Annotated in this window: 15 protein-coding genes; 3 read left to right on the top strand and 12 right to left on the bottom strand. The window is 39.8% G+C overall.

Annotation, left to right across the window (positions count from 1 at the left end; translation table 11 throughout):
• Positions 1-92: 92 nt before the first annotated feature.
• Positions 93-953, bottom strand: coding sequence for a YitT family protein (locus GSY63_RS22080; protein WP_166588023.1), 861 nt, complete (start codon positions 951-953; stop codon positions 93-95).
• A 156-nt stretch (positions 954-1,109) separates the two neighbouring features.
• Between GSY63_RS22080 and GSY63_RS22075 the strand changes: the two genes are divergently transcribed.
• Complete coding sequence (locus GSY63_RS22075; RefSeq protein ID WP_243749297.1) at positions 1,110-1,502, top strand: DUF5655 domain-containing protein; 393 nt, start codon at positions 1,110-1,112, stop codon at positions 1,500-1,502.
• 47 nt (positions 1,503-1,549) lie between these two features.
• Entirely contained in the window at positions 1,550-2,014 is a 465-nt protein-coding gene (locus GSY63_RS22070) for a DinB family protein (RefSeq protein WP_166588022.1), read from the top strand.
• Positions 2,015-2,017: 3 nt separating this feature from the next.
• Here the strand turns inward: GSY63_RS22070 and GSY63_RS22065 are convergent, their stop codons facing one another.
• The 11 genes from GSY63_RS22065 to spt form a co-directional block, all read right to left on the bottom strand.
• Complete coding sequence (locus GSY63_RS22065; RefSeq protein WP_166588021.1) at positions 2,018-2,596, bottom strand: CAP domain-containing protein; 579 nt, start codon at positions 2,594-2,596, stop codon at positions 2,018-2,020.
• A gap of 124 nt (positions 2,597-2,720) precedes the next feature.
• Entirely contained in the window at positions 2,721-3,446 is a 726-nt protein-coding gene (locus GSY63_RS22060; protein WP_166588020.1) for a hypothetical protein, read from the bottom strand.
• Between the two features lie 187 nt (positions 3,447-3,633).
• Positions 3,634-4,581: a phosphatase PAP2 family protein gene (locus GSY63_RS22055; RefSeq protein ID WP_166588019.1), complete on the bottom strand. Its 948-nt coding sequence runs from the start codon at positions 4,579-4,581 to the stop codon at positions 3,634-3,636.
• Complete coding sequence (locus GSY63_RS22050) at positions 4,581-5,210, bottom strand: sterol desaturase family protein (protein ID WP_166588018.1); 630 nt, start codon at positions 5,208-5,210, stop codon at positions 4,581-4,583. Before GSY63_RS22050 ends, GSY63_RS22055 begins: the two co-directional genes overlap by 1 nt.
• A gap of 8 nt (positions 5,211-5,218) precedes the next feature.
• Entirely contained in the window at positions 5,219-5,806 is a 588-nt protein-coding gene (locus tag GSY63_RS22045; protein WP_208094634.1) for a DUF4833 domain-containing protein, read from the bottom strand.
• A gap of 11 nt (positions 5,807-5,817) precedes the next feature.
• Positions 5,818-6,543, bottom strand: a complete 726-nt coding sequence (locus GSY63_RS22040) for a CDP-alcohol phosphatidyltransferase family protein (RefSeq protein ID WP_166588017.1) — start codon at positions 6,541-6,543, stop codon at positions 5,818-5,820.
• A 22-nt stretch (positions 6,544-6,565) separates the two neighbouring features.
• Complete coding sequence (locus tag GSY63_RS22035; RefSeq protein ID WP_166588016.1) at positions 6,566-9,109, bottom strand: DUF5686 and carboxypeptidase-like regulatory domain-containing protein; 2,544 nt, start codon at positions 9,107-9,109, stop codon at positions 6,566-6,568.
• A 333-nt stretch (positions 9,110-9,442) separates the two neighbouring features.
• Positions 9,443-10,765: an inositol-3-phosphate synthase gene (locus GSY63_RS22030; RefSeq protein WP_166588015.1), complete on the bottom strand. Its 1,323-nt coding sequence runs from the start codon at positions 10,763-10,765 to the stop codon at positions 9,443-9,445.
• Between the two features lie 27 nt (positions 10,766-10,792).
• The gene (locus GSY63_RS22025) at positions 10,793-11,776 is read right to left on the bottom strand and encodes an NAD-dependent epimerase/dehydratase family protein (RefSeq protein WP_166588014.1); all 984 of its coding nucleotides are present in this window, start codon (positions 11,774-11,776) and stop codon (positions 10,793-10,795) included.
• On the bottom strand, positions 11,773-12,891 hold the full coding sequence (locus GSY63_RS22020; protein ID WP_166588013.1) for a hypothetical protein: 1,119 nt from the start codon (positions 12,889-12,891) through the stop codon (positions 11,773-11,775). Before GSY63_RS22020 ends, GSY63_RS22025 begins: the two co-directional genes overlap by 4 nt.
• Positions 12,888-14,096 (bottom strand): serine palmitoyltransferase, encoded by a 1,209-nt coding sequence (spt, locus tag GSY63_RS22015; RefSeq protein WP_166588012.1) that lies wholly within the window; start codon positions 14,094-14,096, stop codon positions 12,888-12,890. Before spt ends, GSY63_RS22020 begins: the two co-directional genes overlap by 4 nt.
• 300 nt (positions 14,097-14,396) lie before the next feature.
• Here spt and GSY63_RS22010 point away from each other — a divergent pair, with 300 nt between their 5' ends.
• Positions 14,397-15,773: a TolC family protein gene (locus GSY63_RS22010; protein WP_166588011.1), complete on the top strand. Its 1,377-nt coding sequence runs from the start codon at positions 14,397-14,399 to the stop codon at positions 15,771-15,773.
• The last annotated feature ends 1 nt before the right edge of the window (position 15,774 follow it).

Raw genomic sequence — 15,774 nt, 5'->3', positions numbered from 1 at the left:
TTAATAGGGGTAAGGGGTTTCCCTATTGACCATGAAGATAATCCTTAGTTTAACGTGCTTTTCTTATGTCATACAAATGTTGCATACAAGGCTTAGTGGATACCTTTTCGCTTTAATAGACCACCTGTAGTATCATCAATACTTTGTTGTACAATAAAGGCCGAAGGATCAATTTGCAAAATAGCTTGTTTAATAGACGGAATCTCGAGGCGTGTAGCCACGGTGAAGATAATGTCACGAGGATCGTTGATCTGTCCGTCTTTTCCATAACCACTCTTGCCCTGGTATATAGTTACTCCGCGACCTAACTTCTGTGTAATTACCCTGCGGATAACATCACTTTTGGTTGATACCACTGTAATGCTTGTATATTGTTCAAATCCGTTCAATATAAAATCTATCATCTTAGAGGCTGCAACATAGGTCAGGATCGAGTAAAGTGCAGATTCGATACCTAAAAACAAAGCCGCAGTGGCGAATATAATTACGTTCAATAGCAATACTACATCGCTTACGCTTAGAAACTGAGCGCGTTTACTTACCAATACAGCGGCGATTTCAGTCCCATCTAATACTGCACCCGCACGCATAGCCAAACCCGAACCCACGCCGATAAAGAAACCACCAAATACAGCGGTAAGTAACTTATCTGGCGTAACATCGGGGAAGTGTACAAAGGCGAGGCAAAGCGCAAGCCCCCCAATAGCTATGGCGCTTTTAATGGCAAACAGTAGGCCTAACCGTCGATATCCCATGTATAGAAACGGTGCATTGATTACAAATATGAGTACGGAGATAGGTAGGTGAGTGGTTTCGGCAATAAGCATTGAAATACCCGTAGCGCCACCGTCGATAAATTTACTGGATAACAGGAAACTCTTCAACCCGATACTGGCGGACAGAATGCCCAATGCGATAGATACAAAATTTTTAATTTCGGCTTTAACTTTCATGCAGATGGTTAGATGTTTTAAATTAGAATAACAGGGGGATGTGACTAAAATAACTATTTAGGTGCACAAAGCTGTGTTAAATTAAGTAATCTGACACAGGAAGGGTATTTGCGCGTTGATTTATTAAACCTAATTTAGATTGGTAAACTTTGAAACATGGCTACTGGCAAACCTATGGATGAGGCACCTAAAACGATAGACGATTTTTTGGCGGGAAAATCGGAGCATACTTTAATGTTGTTCCATCATTTTGTTTCGGAATTTAAGAAACTGGGAAATGATGTCGAATTGGGGCCTACAAAAACCATGATCGGGATCTCAAACTCAAACAAACGCATTGCCTGGATAACGCAATTGGGCAAGAACTTTATTCATGTAGTTTTTCCGTTTAAGCAGTTATATCCCGATAATACGTGCTTTATAAAAATGGCTCAGGTGCCCGGTGATGTCAATCAATTCAACCATCATTTCCGCATGAATTTTATAGAAGATCTTAACGATGAAGTATTAAGTTATATGCAGTTAGCATATCATTTAGGTGAAGATTAAGGTGCGGTAACGATGGCATTTTATGTAAAGCTTATTACATTTACCGTATGAAATACCCTATCCAAATTATTCGTAAAACCCGCCAAACTGTATTGGATATTATCAAAGATCTTTCTATAGAACAGCTTAACCAGGTGCCCGAAGGATTTAACAATAATATCATCTGGAATGTGGCTCACCTGGCCGCTACACTACAAGGTGTTTGTTATAAGCGCGCCGGCTTGCCTATAGTAATTGATGAAGCTTTTTTCGACGCTTATAAATCCGGAACGAAACCCGAACAGGATGTTGATGAAGCTGGCGTTGAAGAGATCAAAACTTTGCTTTTGTCAACCGTTGATCAATTAGAGGCAGACGTTAACGAGAATAAAGAAAGTTTCGCAAACTATCCAGCGTGGTCAACCCGTTATGGGATGGATATCAGCAGTATAGACGAGGCCGTCGCCTTTTTGCCCTTTCACGAAGGCCTGCACATGGGTTATATAATGGCCCTTAAGCGAGTAATAGACTAAGGATTATTCCGTACTCTCTTTTCGGATTATTAAACGGCCGCGGCCTTCCTTGAGCATTTTTTGCTGCTCGGGTGTAAAGGTTTCGCGGCCACCAAATTCCTGTGTCCAGTATTGGCCTACATGCGCTACGCCGATCTCTTTGAACTCCCGGCTCATCAGGTTATGGCAATGGCCTTCGCTTTTAAACCACCCGTCGCTTACTTCGGCTATACTTGTTTGCCCGAAGGCAATGTTTTCGCCTACCGCAAGGCTGCGATAGCCAATCATCGAATAACCGGCTGCCACAATGCGGTCTTCGCTGGTGCGGCCATCTTTACTGGTATGGCTAAAATAATTGCGGTTGTTCATATCCTGTGCGTGTGCAATAGCTGCGGCTTCCAAATTAGCATTCCAGGTTAGTGGGGGAGCCGGAGGCATGTATTGCTTACCACAACTGCAACCTGCAGCGCGTGCTTTATTAATCCGATATAGAAATTCCTGCTTAAACCTGTCGCTCGCCGATTGTTCATTAAACTGAACCCAAGCTGCCGTGCTCAATAAGATTATTGATAAAATTCCACTCGTAATCCACCACTTTGCCATACTGCTATAAGACAAAAAAAGCAATTAAGGGTTTAATTGCTTTTTTGAGAAGAATGTTGTTTTCTCCTGTAAATTATAATGACGATAACGATTAAAATTATCGCAATCAAACTACTTCCAATAATTAAAGAGAAGCTACGCGTTGTGTAACCGGTTTGTCTTTCGGCTTGTACCCGGCTGTATAGTACTTTTTTCTTGGGCGTAATTTAGCCATAGATCGCGCCTCCGAGTCGCGTGCCATGCTATCTTTCATAAAAGCATAGCGCTTCATTGCGGCGGCCGCCTGCTTGCCGCTGTTGGTACTGTTATACAGGCGGGCATAGCTTAACATCACTGCCGACTGTTGATCGGCAAAGCAATTGGCCGAGGATAACTCCAGTGCTTCGCGCAGATCGCGTCGGGCAAGATCAAAATCATGGATGTCCATCTTAATGCCAGCGAGTGTGATTAGCGACTGTATAATATTTGGTACATCGTTCTGCTCACGGGCCATGGTATTTGATTGTAAAATAAACCATTTAGCCTGGCTGTATTTCTTTTGATCGTGGTATACACGGGTTAATCTATCAAACGCTTTACGCAAACCAACGCTGTCATCAGTGCGAGAAAATTCATGCAACGATAACAAGGTATACTTAAGTGCGTTCTCTTGATATTGGTTTTTAAGCGTCCTATCCTGCAGGGCGCTATATTTCATATAGCTTTCGGCCATTTGGGTATACAACTTACCCTTCAGTGCGCTCGAAGATGTAGTGTCAATTTGCTTCTGTAAACTATCTGGAGATGCCGATTGGGCAAATAAATGTATTGATAGAAATAAGCTTAAAGTAAAAAGTGATAACTTTTTCATATACAGGCTGATACAAGCTTTTATATAATGCTGATTTATAATATCAAAGGTTGTGCCTGTTTTATGAGATTTTAATATAAATAGTTTATTATCAGGAATTAATATTTTTTACTTAAACTACCTCTTTAAATAAAAACGATAAAATATAATCGCTTTTTTTGGACACTATTTAAGAAGCAATTAAATATTAACGAGTGATTAACTTAGCGTAGTTGTTGATGAAATTTTGGAAACCTTTACTCTTATTTAATATAACATTAAACAAGCTGATTCCGCAAATGGCAGTAGTAATACCGGCCAAAACATCCAGTACATAATGATGACTCGCATACACCGCAGTGAACCAGATACCGACCATCACTATTGCAAAAACGATATTGGCGAACTTCAAACGATTTTTTAAACCGTAGTAAAGCACAATAACAGGATATGAGGAATGTAACGATGGCATTGCCGCAAATACATTTGAGCCTTTAGAATAAATGCTTTTAAAAATACCGGCATGAAAATAATTATCAAAGCGCGCCAGTCCGGCTGTGCTGGCTTTGGTAAGCGGTATAAAGTTAAAACCATGCTCCTGTATAAACCATGGTGGAGCGGCCGGGTAGGTGTAATACACTACAAAGCCCAACAGATTCACCAGGAAAAAAGTTAAAGCAAAGCCTAAAAACTCTTTTGGACGGGTAAATAACAAGTAAGCTGCAAACCCTAATGGTACTGGTATCCAGCATAGATAAAATACGCCGGTAATAACGTCGAGCCAGGGGTGGCTGTTAGCTTTCAGATATTCATTAGGCGTTAATATAGTATTGTTGCTGTGAATACCGAAGAGGCTCTTCTCCCGGTTGTAAAGGTCGCCGATATGTACCGCATTGAAGTGGTAATTGGGGAAAGCCTTCATGTAGTCGAAAATGATCCAATACACAATAAAGATGGCAAACCCGGTAACAAACCTGCGTGTATGGCCAGATAGATAGTAAAGACCATTTACCAGTGCGATCAACACAATTTGGTCTGATTTGAAACCAACCAAAATACTCGACAAACCTACGTACGCCACAGACAATAAAGCCAGTGTTATCGCGGTTTTAATATTTACCCGGGGAAATAATTCGGCAGAAGCGTAGAAGCTCATTATTTGGTTTGATTCTCAAAATCTGACCTGAACACCTTATCCCATAAGGCCGAACTTACACCATATCCCTTTGTAGGATCCTGGTAGTGGTGTAACATATGGTGTTTCTTAATGCTTTTCCATATACCGCCCTTGAAATTGAAGTGGTGGATTGCATAATGCCCAATATCGTAAAATAAGTAGCCTAATATAAACGATGCAAAAAATGCATAAGCATCCTGATGCGTTGGTAATATAAACCAAAATAAGAAGAAGAAACCTACTGCCAAAGGTATACTTGCTGAAGGTGGCATTACCAAGCGTTTTTTATCGCTTGGATAATCATGGTGAACACCGTGAAATATAAAATGCAGGCGCAATGCCCATTCAGCTTTTGGTACAAAGTGAAATATAAAACGGTGTAAAAAATACTCAACAAAGGTCCATACGAAAAGGCCAGATACCAATAGGATCAAAATGCGGCCGATTGATTGATGAGCATCAAAAATAGCCATATACATACACGCTATTATTACAGGCAGGTATATAATAATTGGTACAAAGAAATGAACCTTAGATAAGCTTTCTAAAAAATCACTCTTAAACATTCGTACCGACTCTTGCGAGTTTGACACATAATTCTTTTTCATTTGCTATATCAGGGTTTAAATCTATCTACTATTTCTTGTCCGGTTGCCGGATCTATTCCTTTAACTTCAACGTATACTACGTTAGGGAGCCAAAAAGAGCCGCCTTCAATTTTTACAAAAATACGATTAAGTATGGCTTGTTTATGCGCAATTGTCGCGTAAATGTGATATTTGCCATCCGCACCTTTCATTAAAGTAAGAGGATACTTTTTGTACGACACAAAGCGGATATCATATTTATCGTTGCCAAGCGGCTTTTGATTTAAGCCATAGGCAAATTTGCGTTGGATGTAGTTGAGTTCCTCATGTTGCCCTTTTTCATTATACTTAATCCAGTATACGTGTACGGGCTCCTCGGTATTCAATTGACCATTGATTTCGTTTAGTTCGTAAACGATGGTGTTAGTATTCGGGTCGCGCTGCACATAAAATAAACGACTGATATTGGCAGGCAACACCGGAAAGTTAATGGCAGGCTTTACTTTTTTTGTCGAATCTGTAGCCAGAGTTTTGTTAATAGTAAATGCGCTTGCCGTTTGCTCTTGCAAACTCACTAAGCCAAGGCACAGCGCAAAAAATAAAATGTATTGCTTCAAATTAAATTAAATTATTTTCCAGATTGTTCTTTTTCCATCAGGCTCTTTTTAGCATCTCTAAGCCTGTTAAAAGCGGTGATATTAGTTAATACAGCAAGTGCTGCAATAGGAAAAGTAAATATCGACATGGTCTCAAAAACATGATACCTGATGCCTGGGATGTACAGCTTATAGTCGCCCCCAATATATAATGATGAAACACCACAAAGGATGGCGCATAATCCAATAGTTATTACTCGTTCCGGGCGTTGCATTAAACCACCTTTACACTCAATACCCAAACCTTCTGCACGGGCACGCACATAGCTAACCATCATAGAGCCAATTAATGCAACAAATGCAAACAACGAACTTAAAAAGTAATGGTGAGCAACCAGGTACCAGCAGATGCCTAAAAACATAACCAATTCACTATAACGATCTAAAACAGAATCGTACAGCGCACCAAAGATCGATTTCATGTTACCCAGCCTTGCAACCTGGCCATCCAGCATGTCAAACAAACCTGCAAACAGAATAAGTCCGCCGGCCCAACCTACGTAAGTAAGATCGCCACGGTTACCTTCTTCGGCACCCAAAATAAATATTACCGCCACACCAATGTTTAAGATAAAACCAATAGTTGTAACTGCATTGGGGGTAAGCCCCAATTTAATCAGCACTTTAACAAAAGGATCTATCACTTTATAGATGCTTAATTGAAGTGTTGTGCGTAAAGATGTGGTTTGTTGTTCCATATTGTTTGCTGATTTTGCAAAGTTAAAAATCAAATTTGACTCTTGCACGAATTCCCCATTTAGAAACATCAGGATGATCTAAATAATCGAAACGTCTGACAAGGTCAACACGAATAAATTTAAATATATTTTCGATACCAACGCTGCCCTCTACATAAGGCTTACCACCTAAGGTGTAGGTAATTGGCACGCCATTATCTGCCACGGGGAATTGATATAAAGAAGGGTGTAAGGTTGGATTATTACGGTCGCTTACGTTACCCCATAAGGATTTAACAGAAGCCACCTCGCGCCATTTCAGTTTCTTAAACAATGGGATCTTGTTAAAAAAGAACCCCATAAAATGCTGATCGATCTTTAAGCTTGCATATTTATCACTCACAAACTCCATAAAATTCATTAAGTTATATGAGTTTAAGTCGTAAGCGTAAGTTTGGTTAGCCTGGTGAATAGTTAATAACGGATAGGGCACCTGTCCAAAGATTTTGCCACCTTCTAAGCCAATATCGGCATAACCTAATTGCGATAGATATGTATGTTTATCTAATCTGAACCTTATTTTTTGATAGCCATACTGACCCGCAAAAACGTTCTTGAAAGAATTGGTCAGATCGAGGGTTAGGATAGGATATTTATTGAAGATCGGTGTGCGGTATAATTTTCCTTGATAATACTGTTCGTGCGGTGCATAACGGAACTGGACGTTAGTCTCAGTTGTGGTTAACTTATCAATTGTATGCAACTGGCCATTCTCAATATTTTGAAAATATAATGAGCCGGCAGGAGATTGGGTCCAGTTTCTTAAACCAATGCTATAAGAGAAGTGATTCTCAAATTCGTGCACGTAGTCTAATTTATAATAGTCATTGTACAGATATTTATCGTTTACACCGCGTTTAAACGATAGCAAGAAGTTATCCTCCTGTACAAACTGCAAATCTTCGCCGGGGATTTTAGTATCTCGCTGAAAACTTGCCCTGATATAATGTTGCGGAAAGCGATAGATAGATTTATCGTTGATAGAATAAGTTGCACTCAGAAAGTACTTCCATTTCTGATCTTTAAAACCGTAAGCAGTATAGGTTTCAAAATAATATCGTTTGCTTAATTCTGGCGTAGTACGGCCACCTACACGCAGCCTGAAACCCTCTACAGGATTGAAGCTATAAAATGTGTTCGCCGGCCCTAATTCAAACTTGCCGAATCCTTTATAACCCGCCAACAACAGCGTAGCAATATCGGCTGTGCGACGGAAAGATGGCATGTGTTGCAGGCTGTCGATGTTTTTATAAACCCTCGACTCGGCCTTGCTAAGCGTATCCAAGCGGTTTTCGGCCCAGAACTGGTTGCTACGACTCTTAACATCAGGCGACATTTCGACAGCCTCACCATCATACGTAGTATCCGGGCGGGCATTGTTTACGATGTAGTTTTTATATGTTACCGTTCGTTGCCCAAAAATACCATGATTACCTTTTTTGCTGGTACCAAAGTCGGCCTGCATATCTGCACGGCTCAGGTGCCAGCGACCATCTGGGTTCTGCTCATAATCTTCATTAATGTGCATTCCCCGTACCCAGTTAAGGTTTATATTTTTATTGATGCTAAAGTCAGACTTCTGTACGGCATAATTGCCATCGAGCGTGATATAAATATCACCTTCAAACAACATATCCGTTGTGTTACGCGGGGTAAAACTTAGCCGGACAAGCTTTGTGTTACCGTTAGTTATGGTATCGGTAATAAAGAATTTATAGAAGGTAGGAGCGTCGTCGGCAATAGGGCTGAGGAACATGTTGGTCATCAAAAATATGTTACTCTTGTAAATGTCAGCGTCCGAGTACATTCGTTGAAAATAGGTGCCAAACCCTTCGCTATCCATAAAGCTGCCAAAGTTTACACTTTTATGCCCTATCATTATCGTCTTCTTCTTCTCAGGGTTTTTGCGATAATACGTCTGCGATAATTGCTCGTCCAGATATATAGGCAATATGGTTTTACCCGGCAGCGCCGTGCTATCCTTATTGTCTAGCAAGAACTTATATTTTCGAAAGAATTTCTTTTCTGATAACTTCTCTGAAACGTTTATGAAAGACATTTGCAGTTTATCATACTGCTTGTATTCTACGTAGTCATAGGCTTCGGGTTTGTTCTTAGGTTTATTGGCAATGACCTTACGGATCAGTTCGACAGCAGGGTTATCCTTATTACGATATTTTTCGCGCTTCGCAGATTTTACAACAACCTCGTTAAGCTGTTTAGCTTCGGGGAAAAGCTTAACATTAATAGTTTGTTCTTTGCCCGGTTCTACAACCAATGTGGCTGTCTTGTAACCAACAAACGATACGGTAAGTTGTGTATATGGCTTTACTGATTGTAGCCTGTAACCACCCTTGTCATCAGTATTCATACCGATGTTGCTGCCAGTAAAAGCTACTGTAACATAGGAGAGTGGGTGATGATTATTGGCATCTGTAACCGTACCCGTTACAACTGTATTTTGTGCAAAAACTACAGTAGATAAAGAGATAAAGAACAGTAAGAGTAAAAACCTTCTATAATTCATTTAAAATGCAAGTATGCAAGCGGATCAAATCCTGATTTTCCTTTTTATATAGATATGCTAACCTCTGAATAGTTACACGCTATATACTATAAAATCGGATGAGACGGTTTTATAAACACGAAGTTTAATCCACGGCTGCAAAGGTGAAAATTTTAATTGAATAAAATTGTTGCAGGAAAGTAAAAATTAATCAAATGATTGATTAGTTTTTAAGGAACTTCAAAAATAGAAATTGTTATAAAACAGGATAGCCACCTGCACGGTACAAATTTAAACGCTATTGCCAATAAATTTGATACCCCACGAGTGGCTATCTGAGTATTTAGAATGAGCTTACAGAGACTCTACCAAATCCTGGTAATAATCTAACCCTAAGTGTGTGATTAAGTCTTCGCCCATCATGTGACGCAGGGTGTTTTGTAATTTCATTAATTGTTTAAAGATATCGTGTTCCGGGCGTAAACCTGGAGCAGCTTGTGGAGACTTCAAGTAGAAAGATAACCACTCCTGGATACCGCTCATACCTGCACGTTTAGCTAAATCGCTAAACAAAGCCAGGTCTAAACCAACTGGTGCTGCAAGAATAGAGTCGCGGCAAAGGAAGTTGATTTTGATTTGCATTTGGTAACCCAACCAACCGAAGATATCTATGTTATCCCAGCTCTCTTTGTTATCGCCGTGAGGAGGATAGTAGTTGATACGCACTTTGTGGTATAACTCACCATACAATTCAGGGTTAAGCTCTGGTTGGAAAATTTCTTCCAGTACGCTTAATTTAGATACTTCTTTAGTTTTGAAGTTATCCGGATCGTCTAAAACCCAACCATCGCGGTTACCTAAAATGTTGGTAGAGAACCAGCCTTTAACACCTAATGAACGTGCTGCTAAACCTGGTGCCAGGATAGTTTTCATTAAAGTTTGACCAGTTTTGAAATCTTTACCGGCAATTGGAGTTTCGGTTAATTTTGATAGCTCAACCATTGCAGGGATATCAACAGTAAGGTTTGGAGCACCGTTTGCGAAAGGTACGCCTAACTTTAATGCAGCGTAGGCATAAAGCATACTAGGAGAGATCAATTTATCGTCAGCCGCTAAACCAGCTTCAAATTTCTCTAAAGTTTGGTGAACGTCGCTTTCTTCGAAATAAATCTCGGTTGACCCGCACCATAAAAGTACTACGCGGTCTAAACCGTGTTGTGCTTTAAAGTTTTCGATATCAGCCATTAATTGTTGCGCCAACTCTAAACGGGTACCAGTTTTAACGTGTTCGCCGTCCAAGTTTTTAGCATAGTCTTTATCAAAAGCAGCTGTCATAGGCACAATTGCTTCCAATTCTTCTTTAACGTTATTTAACAGGTCTTTTTCTAACACTTTAGCGTGTACTGCTGCCTCATAAACGTTGTCACTGTAAACATCCCAACCGCCAAAAACGATATCCTTTAGGTGAGCCAAAGGCACAAAGTCTTTAATTTTCGGGTAATTATTCTCTGTTCTTTTTCCGATACGGATGTTACCCATTTGGGTTAATGCTCCGATTGGTTCTGCTAAGCCTTTGTTAACGGCTACTACACCAGCAATCAGAGTGGTGGCTACTGCACCTAAACCTGGTATTAATATACCAAGCTTACCTTCAGCAGGTTGAACGCTATTTTTCATGTATTCTATTTTTATTCGAGTTAAATCTTATTTGAGCCACTTGTGTTCTTTATACCACTTTATTGACTCCTGTAATCCTTTATCTAAATTATACACCGGGTAAAATCCCAGCTCTTGCTTTGCCGCCTCAATACTGCAAGCCCAGTTAACCCCTAAGAGTTCATTTAGCTTATCGATATTTAATGCGGGAGTTTTGCTCGTCAAAGAACCAACTTTTTCACTTATCGATGCAACTAATTTTACAAAGGTGACAGGCAGATGAAATTTGAAAGTATTAAGTTGGAGTACATCCTTAATAATATTTGCCATTTCGTACCTGCTGTAAAAGTTACCATCGGCTATGTTATAAGTGCTGCGATTGCCTCCGTATAAGGCCTTTATGGTGGCACCCGCCAAATCTTTAACGTATATAAAACTTAGTTTTTGTTCCTCTTTGCCAATATATGGCTCAATGCCTTTAACTATTTGTTTTATTACAATAAAGATATCGCGTTCGCGGGGACCATAGACAGCAGTCGGCCTTAAAATCGTATAGTTTAAATCAGGGATCTTCTTTAATTCTTGTTCCGCAAGTAATTTACTTCTTCCGTATTGTGTTACCGGGTGCGGTTCATCATTTTCTGATATGATGCCGTTTAACGTTGTGCGTGGCCCGCCCGCCGCGAGGCTGCTCATAAACACAAATTTTTTAACCCCGCCTGCAACTGCCGCTTTGGCAAGGTTAACGGTATAAGTTGCGTTTATATGGTTATACTGCGCCTGCGACTTAGCTTTTGTTGCACCAGCCGCATGGATAATATAATCGTATTTATTAGCTCTAATCTCTTCGGTTAATGCATCAATATCATTAAACTTTGGATAAGTAAGCTGTACGTTTAGATGTGTAAAATGATCTGTTTTACTACTCTTCCTTAAAGCTACAAATACTTCGAGGTTTTGGCTCAGCGCTTCTTCAATAAGATGGTATCCAACAAATCCGCTTGCGCCGGTTATTAAAACCCGCTCCCTCATATAGCCTTTTCGTAAATTCTATAGGTTTTATATTGGTCGCCGCCAATGTTTTTAATGGCGATGTTTACCATATCATTATGCTCCAATGTCCATGAGGCCTCGGCGTATTTGAATTTCTTACGGCGATATTCTCTTATAATAGACCCGTATAAAACTGCTTCAATACCCATTTTACGGTAACCATCAATAACTCCTAAAAGCATAATGCGGATACCGTTAACTTTCTTTTTATTTAATAATAATTTAAAAAGACCGGTAGGCAATAACCTGCCTCGTTTTATAGTTTTAAGTACCTGGTTCAAATCTGGAATAGCAACACCAAAGCCTACTATCTTACCTTCCTGCTCTGCAACGAAAGCAAAATCCGGATCAAGAATCATTTTCAGATCTTTGGCTGTATAGTCAAACTCCTCGTTAGTCATTGGGAAAAATCCCATGTTTTTGTCCCAGGCACTATTATAAACGTCGCGTAAAGCGTCAGCTTCTTGCTTAAAGTTTTTCAGATTGATGTTACGGATGATAATGTTACTGTTACGCTTCAAACGATCCTGCAACTTCTCAAGCAACTGAAGCGATTTATCGTTGTAGCTTTTATCGTCCCAGTACCATGCCAATAAGTCTACCTGTTTTGTTAAGCCTAATTTTTCAAGTAGTTCAACATAATAGGGTGGGTTGTAGGGCATCATTACCATTGGTGGCCTGTCAAAACCTTTTACCAATAACCCACAAACCTCATTGGTTGATGGATTGGCAGGGCCAACCAGTTTGGTTGCACCTTTCTCTTTAAGCCATTTGGTAGCGGCATCAAACAATAGCTGAGCGACTTCCAGATCGTTTATAGAGTCAAAAAAACCAAAGAAGCCATCATTGGCTTCATTGAATTTGTTGTGGTTTGTATTATCTATAGCGGCTATACGGCCAACTATTTTGTTATCGTCATATGCCAGAAAACACTGCAGCGATGAGTGTTTGTGGAATGGGTGAGTAGTCAACAGATCTCTTTGAGCGATAAAAAGTTCCGGAACATAATTCGGATCATTTTTATACAGATCATGCGGAAAATCAATAAAAGCCCCCAGTTCCTTTTTGGAACTCACAGGCAGTATTTTCTTCATATTTTTTCGTTAACGGTATTAAATACACCAACTTCTTTACAAGCTTTAGAGATCTTCTCAATAGCTTCGTCGATTTGGCTGAATGTGTGTGTAGCCATTAATGAGAAACGTAGTAATGAAGAATCTGAAGGTACTGCCGGAGAAACAACAGGATTTACAAACACGCCTTGATTTTGTAGCTGTTTGGTTACCATGTAGGTTTTCTCGTTATCACGTATATATATAGGTAATATCGGGCTTTCGGTAGGGCCCAGGTCAAAACCTTCGTCCAGTAGAAGTTTCATGGCATAATTAGTGTTATCCCACAATTTTGTAATGCGCTCAGGCTCGGCTTCAATAATATCTAACGCTGCAATAACACTTGCTACAGAGGCTGGCGTCATACTTGCGCTAAACATTAAAGAACGTGCACGGTGCTTTAAGTAGTCGATAGTTGCATGATCAGCAGCAATGAAACCACCTAAGGATGCAAATGATTTACTGAACGTACCCATAATCAAATCCACATCATCGGTTAAACCAAAGTGTGAAGCTGTACCGGCACCTTTATCGCCAATTACACCTAAGCTGTGTGCATCATCTACCATAATATTAGCACCAAACTCTTCAGCTATTTGTACTAATTCAGGTAATTTTACAATATCACCTTCCATGCTGAATATACCGTCAACTGCAATCAGTTTAACAGCTTCTTCTGGCAACAAGCTAAGCTTGCGGCGCAGGTCTTGCATGTCATTGTGAGCGTATTTAATTACTCTTGAGAATGATAAACGGCTACCATCAATAATAGATGCATGGTCGTATTCATCCAATATTAAATAATCGTTACGTCCGGTAATGCTCGAAAGCACACCCAGATTAACTTGGAAACCAGTACTAAATAATACAGCAGCTTCCTTACCAACGTAGGCAGCCAATCTGTCTTCTAACTCTATGTGGATATCAAGCGTTCCGTTCAAAAAGCGCGAACCGGCACAACCTGTGCCATATTTATCTATCGCTTTTTTAGAAGCTTCTTTAATCGCGGGGTGATTGGTTAAACCTAAATAAGAGTTTGAACCAAACATTAACACCCGTTTGCCATTGATAATAACCTCAGTATCTTGTCCGGATTCTATTGGCCTAAAGAACGGGTATACACCACGTTCCCGGGCTACAGCAGCTTCCGTAAACTGAGCGATTTTATCATGTAGTTTTTTACCCATGTATTAACTCTGCTTAAATTTTTTGTAAAAATACCATGAAAAAGCTTATAACTTATACTTGGCGTGTAATTTTTTTGCACATCATTACGTAGCGTAACAAAATACCATTGGGCAAATTAATTAAAAATTTATTTTATCCTGTAATCAAAAACAAAATATTTTCAACGCCCAAAAGGACTTTTAAGTATGCATTTTATGCATAAAAACTTATATGTTTGAGTATTGTAACATTTTTCGCGTTTATTTTTATTAAGTAAACTTATGTTGTAATTATGCGTTTTTAAGGCATCAACTACCTGGATGAAAAAAACATTTTACTCTCTATTAGTTATTTTACTGTTAACAACTAAATCGATTTTAGCCCAAAACAGTACCGACTCTACCACCCGCACATTGAATTTGCAACAATGCATAGATTTTGCTCTGCGCAATCAGCCCGCGGTAAGGCAGGCATCTATCGACGAGCAAATAAACGAACGTGATATACGTATAGGGCTTTCGGGTTGGCTGCCACAATTAACTTCAACGGCAGGATACAATTATTATTTTCAACGGGCGGTAGCTGGCGTAGGCGGAACTGGTACCGGGACAGGAACGGGGACGGGCGGCACAACCGGCGGTACAGGCAACGGCCAAATTGTTGGTGTTGGCAAAAATGTATCAACCCTTGCACTGCAAGCCAGCCAGACTATTTATAATAACGATGTACTTCTGGCGTCACGCGCTGCAAAGTATTCGAGGCAATATTATAAACAGGGAACTGAAGTTAGTCAGATAGCCTTGGTGGCCGACGTTAGTAAATCGTTTTTTGACGTTCTGCTTTCAGAAAAACAACTCGATATATATAATGAAGATATTACCAGGCTTCAGCGTAGTTTAAAGGATTCATACTCCCGCTACCAGGCAGGTGTAGTTGATAAAACTGATTATAAGCAAGCCACCATCAATCTAAATAACTCATTAGCCGGCCGCAAACAAACATTGGAGGCTATAAAAAGTAAAGCAGCTTATCTCAAACAAGTAATGGGCTTGGCGCCCGAAAAGCAATTAGTGCTTACCTATGATTCTGCCCAATTTGTTAAAACTGCTACTATCGATACCAACCAGGTGTTAAATATCGAAAACAGGGTAGAGTACAGGCAACTGGCAGCTCAAAAGAATCTCCAAGCCTTAAATGTAAACTATTATAAATATGGCTGGCTGCCATCGTTATCAGCTGTTGGTAGTTACAGCTTGCTTTATTTTAATGATCATTTCAGCGATCAGTACAAAAATGCCTATCCAACTTCTCTTATTGGCCTAAGCCTAAACCTGCCTATTTTTACAGGAACCAAGCGTTTACAGAATTTGGCCAAAGCGCGTTTACAGGAAGATAGGGTAGACCTCGATATTGTAAACACACGTAACGTAATCAATACCGAGTATGTGCAGGCACTATCAGACTATAAAAGTAATTACACCAATTGGCTATTCTTAAAACAAAATGTTGATTTGGCTAAGGATGTAGATACTATAGTAGAATTACAATATCGAGAGGGGATTAAAACTTATCTCGACGTTATTGTAGCACAGTCTGGCCTGCGTACCGCCGAATTGAGCTACTATAATGCGCTGTTTACATTATTATCCAGCAAAATTGATTTAGAAAAAGCATTAGGAACTTTAACAGTTAGATAAT

The sequence above is a fragment of the Mucilaginibacter agri genome (genome assembly GCF_009928685.1).
GTDB classification, from domain to species: Bacteria; Bacteroidota; Bacteroidia; order Sphingobacteriales; family Sphingobacteriaceae; genus Mucilaginibacter; species Mucilaginibacter agri.
Note: the sequence above shows the minus strand (reverse complement) of the source record. Positions and strands in the feature narration are given on the sequence as shown.

Coding starts and splice junctions, on each gene's coding strand:
- GSY63_RS22080 (WP_166588023.1), bottom strand. CDS start 953: ATGAAAGTTAAAGCCGAAATTAAAAATTTTGTATCTATCGCATTGGGC.
- GSY63_RS22075 (WP_243749297.1), top strand. CDS start 1,110: ATGGCTACTGGCAAACCTATGGATGAGGCACCTAAAACGATAGACGAT.
- GSY63_RS22070 (WP_166588022.1), top strand. CDS start 1,550: ATGAAATACCCTATCCAAATTATTCGTAAAACCCGCCAAACTGTATTG.
- GSY63_RS22065 (WP_166588021.1), bottom strand. CDS start 2,596: ATGGCAAAGTGGTGGATTACGAGTGGAATTTTATCAATAATCTTATTG.
- GSY63_RS22060 (WP_166588020.1), bottom strand. CDS start 3,446: ATGAAAAAGTTATCACTTTTTACTTTAAGCTTATTTCTATCAATACAT.
- GSY63_RS22055 (WP_166588019.1), bottom strand. CDS start 4,581: ATGAGCTTCTACGCTTCTGCCGAATTATTTCCCCGGGTAAATATTAAA.
- GSY63_RS22050 (WP_166588018.1), bottom strand. CDS start 5,210: ATGAAAAAGAATTATGTGTCAAACTCGCAAGAGTCGGTACGAATGTTT.
- GSY63_RS22040 (WP_166588017.1), bottom strand. CDS start 6,543: ATGGAACAACAAACCACATCTTTACGCACAACACTTCAATTAAGCATC.
- GSY63_RS22035 (WP_166588016.1), bottom strand. CDS start 9,109: ATGAATTATAGAAGGTTTTTACTCTTACTGTTCTTTATCTCTTTATCT.
- GSY63_RS22030 (WP_166588015.1), bottom strand. CDS start 10,765: ATGAAAAATAGCGTTCAACCTGCTGAAGGTAAGCTTGGTATATTAATA.
- GSY63_RS22025 (WP_166588014.1), bottom strand. CDS start 11,776: ATGAGGGAGCGGGTTTTAATAACCGGCGCAAGCGGATTTGTTGGATAC.
- GSY63_RS22020 (WP_166588013.1), bottom strand. CDS start 12,891: ATGAAGAAAATACTGCCTGTGAGTTCCAAAAAGGAACTGGGGGCTTTT.
- spt (WP_166588012.1), bottom strand. CDS start 14,096: ATGGGTAAAAAACTACATGATAAAATCGCTCAGTTTACGGAAGCTGCT.
- GSY63_RS22010 (WP_166588011.1), top strand. CDS start 14,397: ATGAAAAAAACATTTTACTCTCTATTAGTTATTTTACTGTTAACAACT.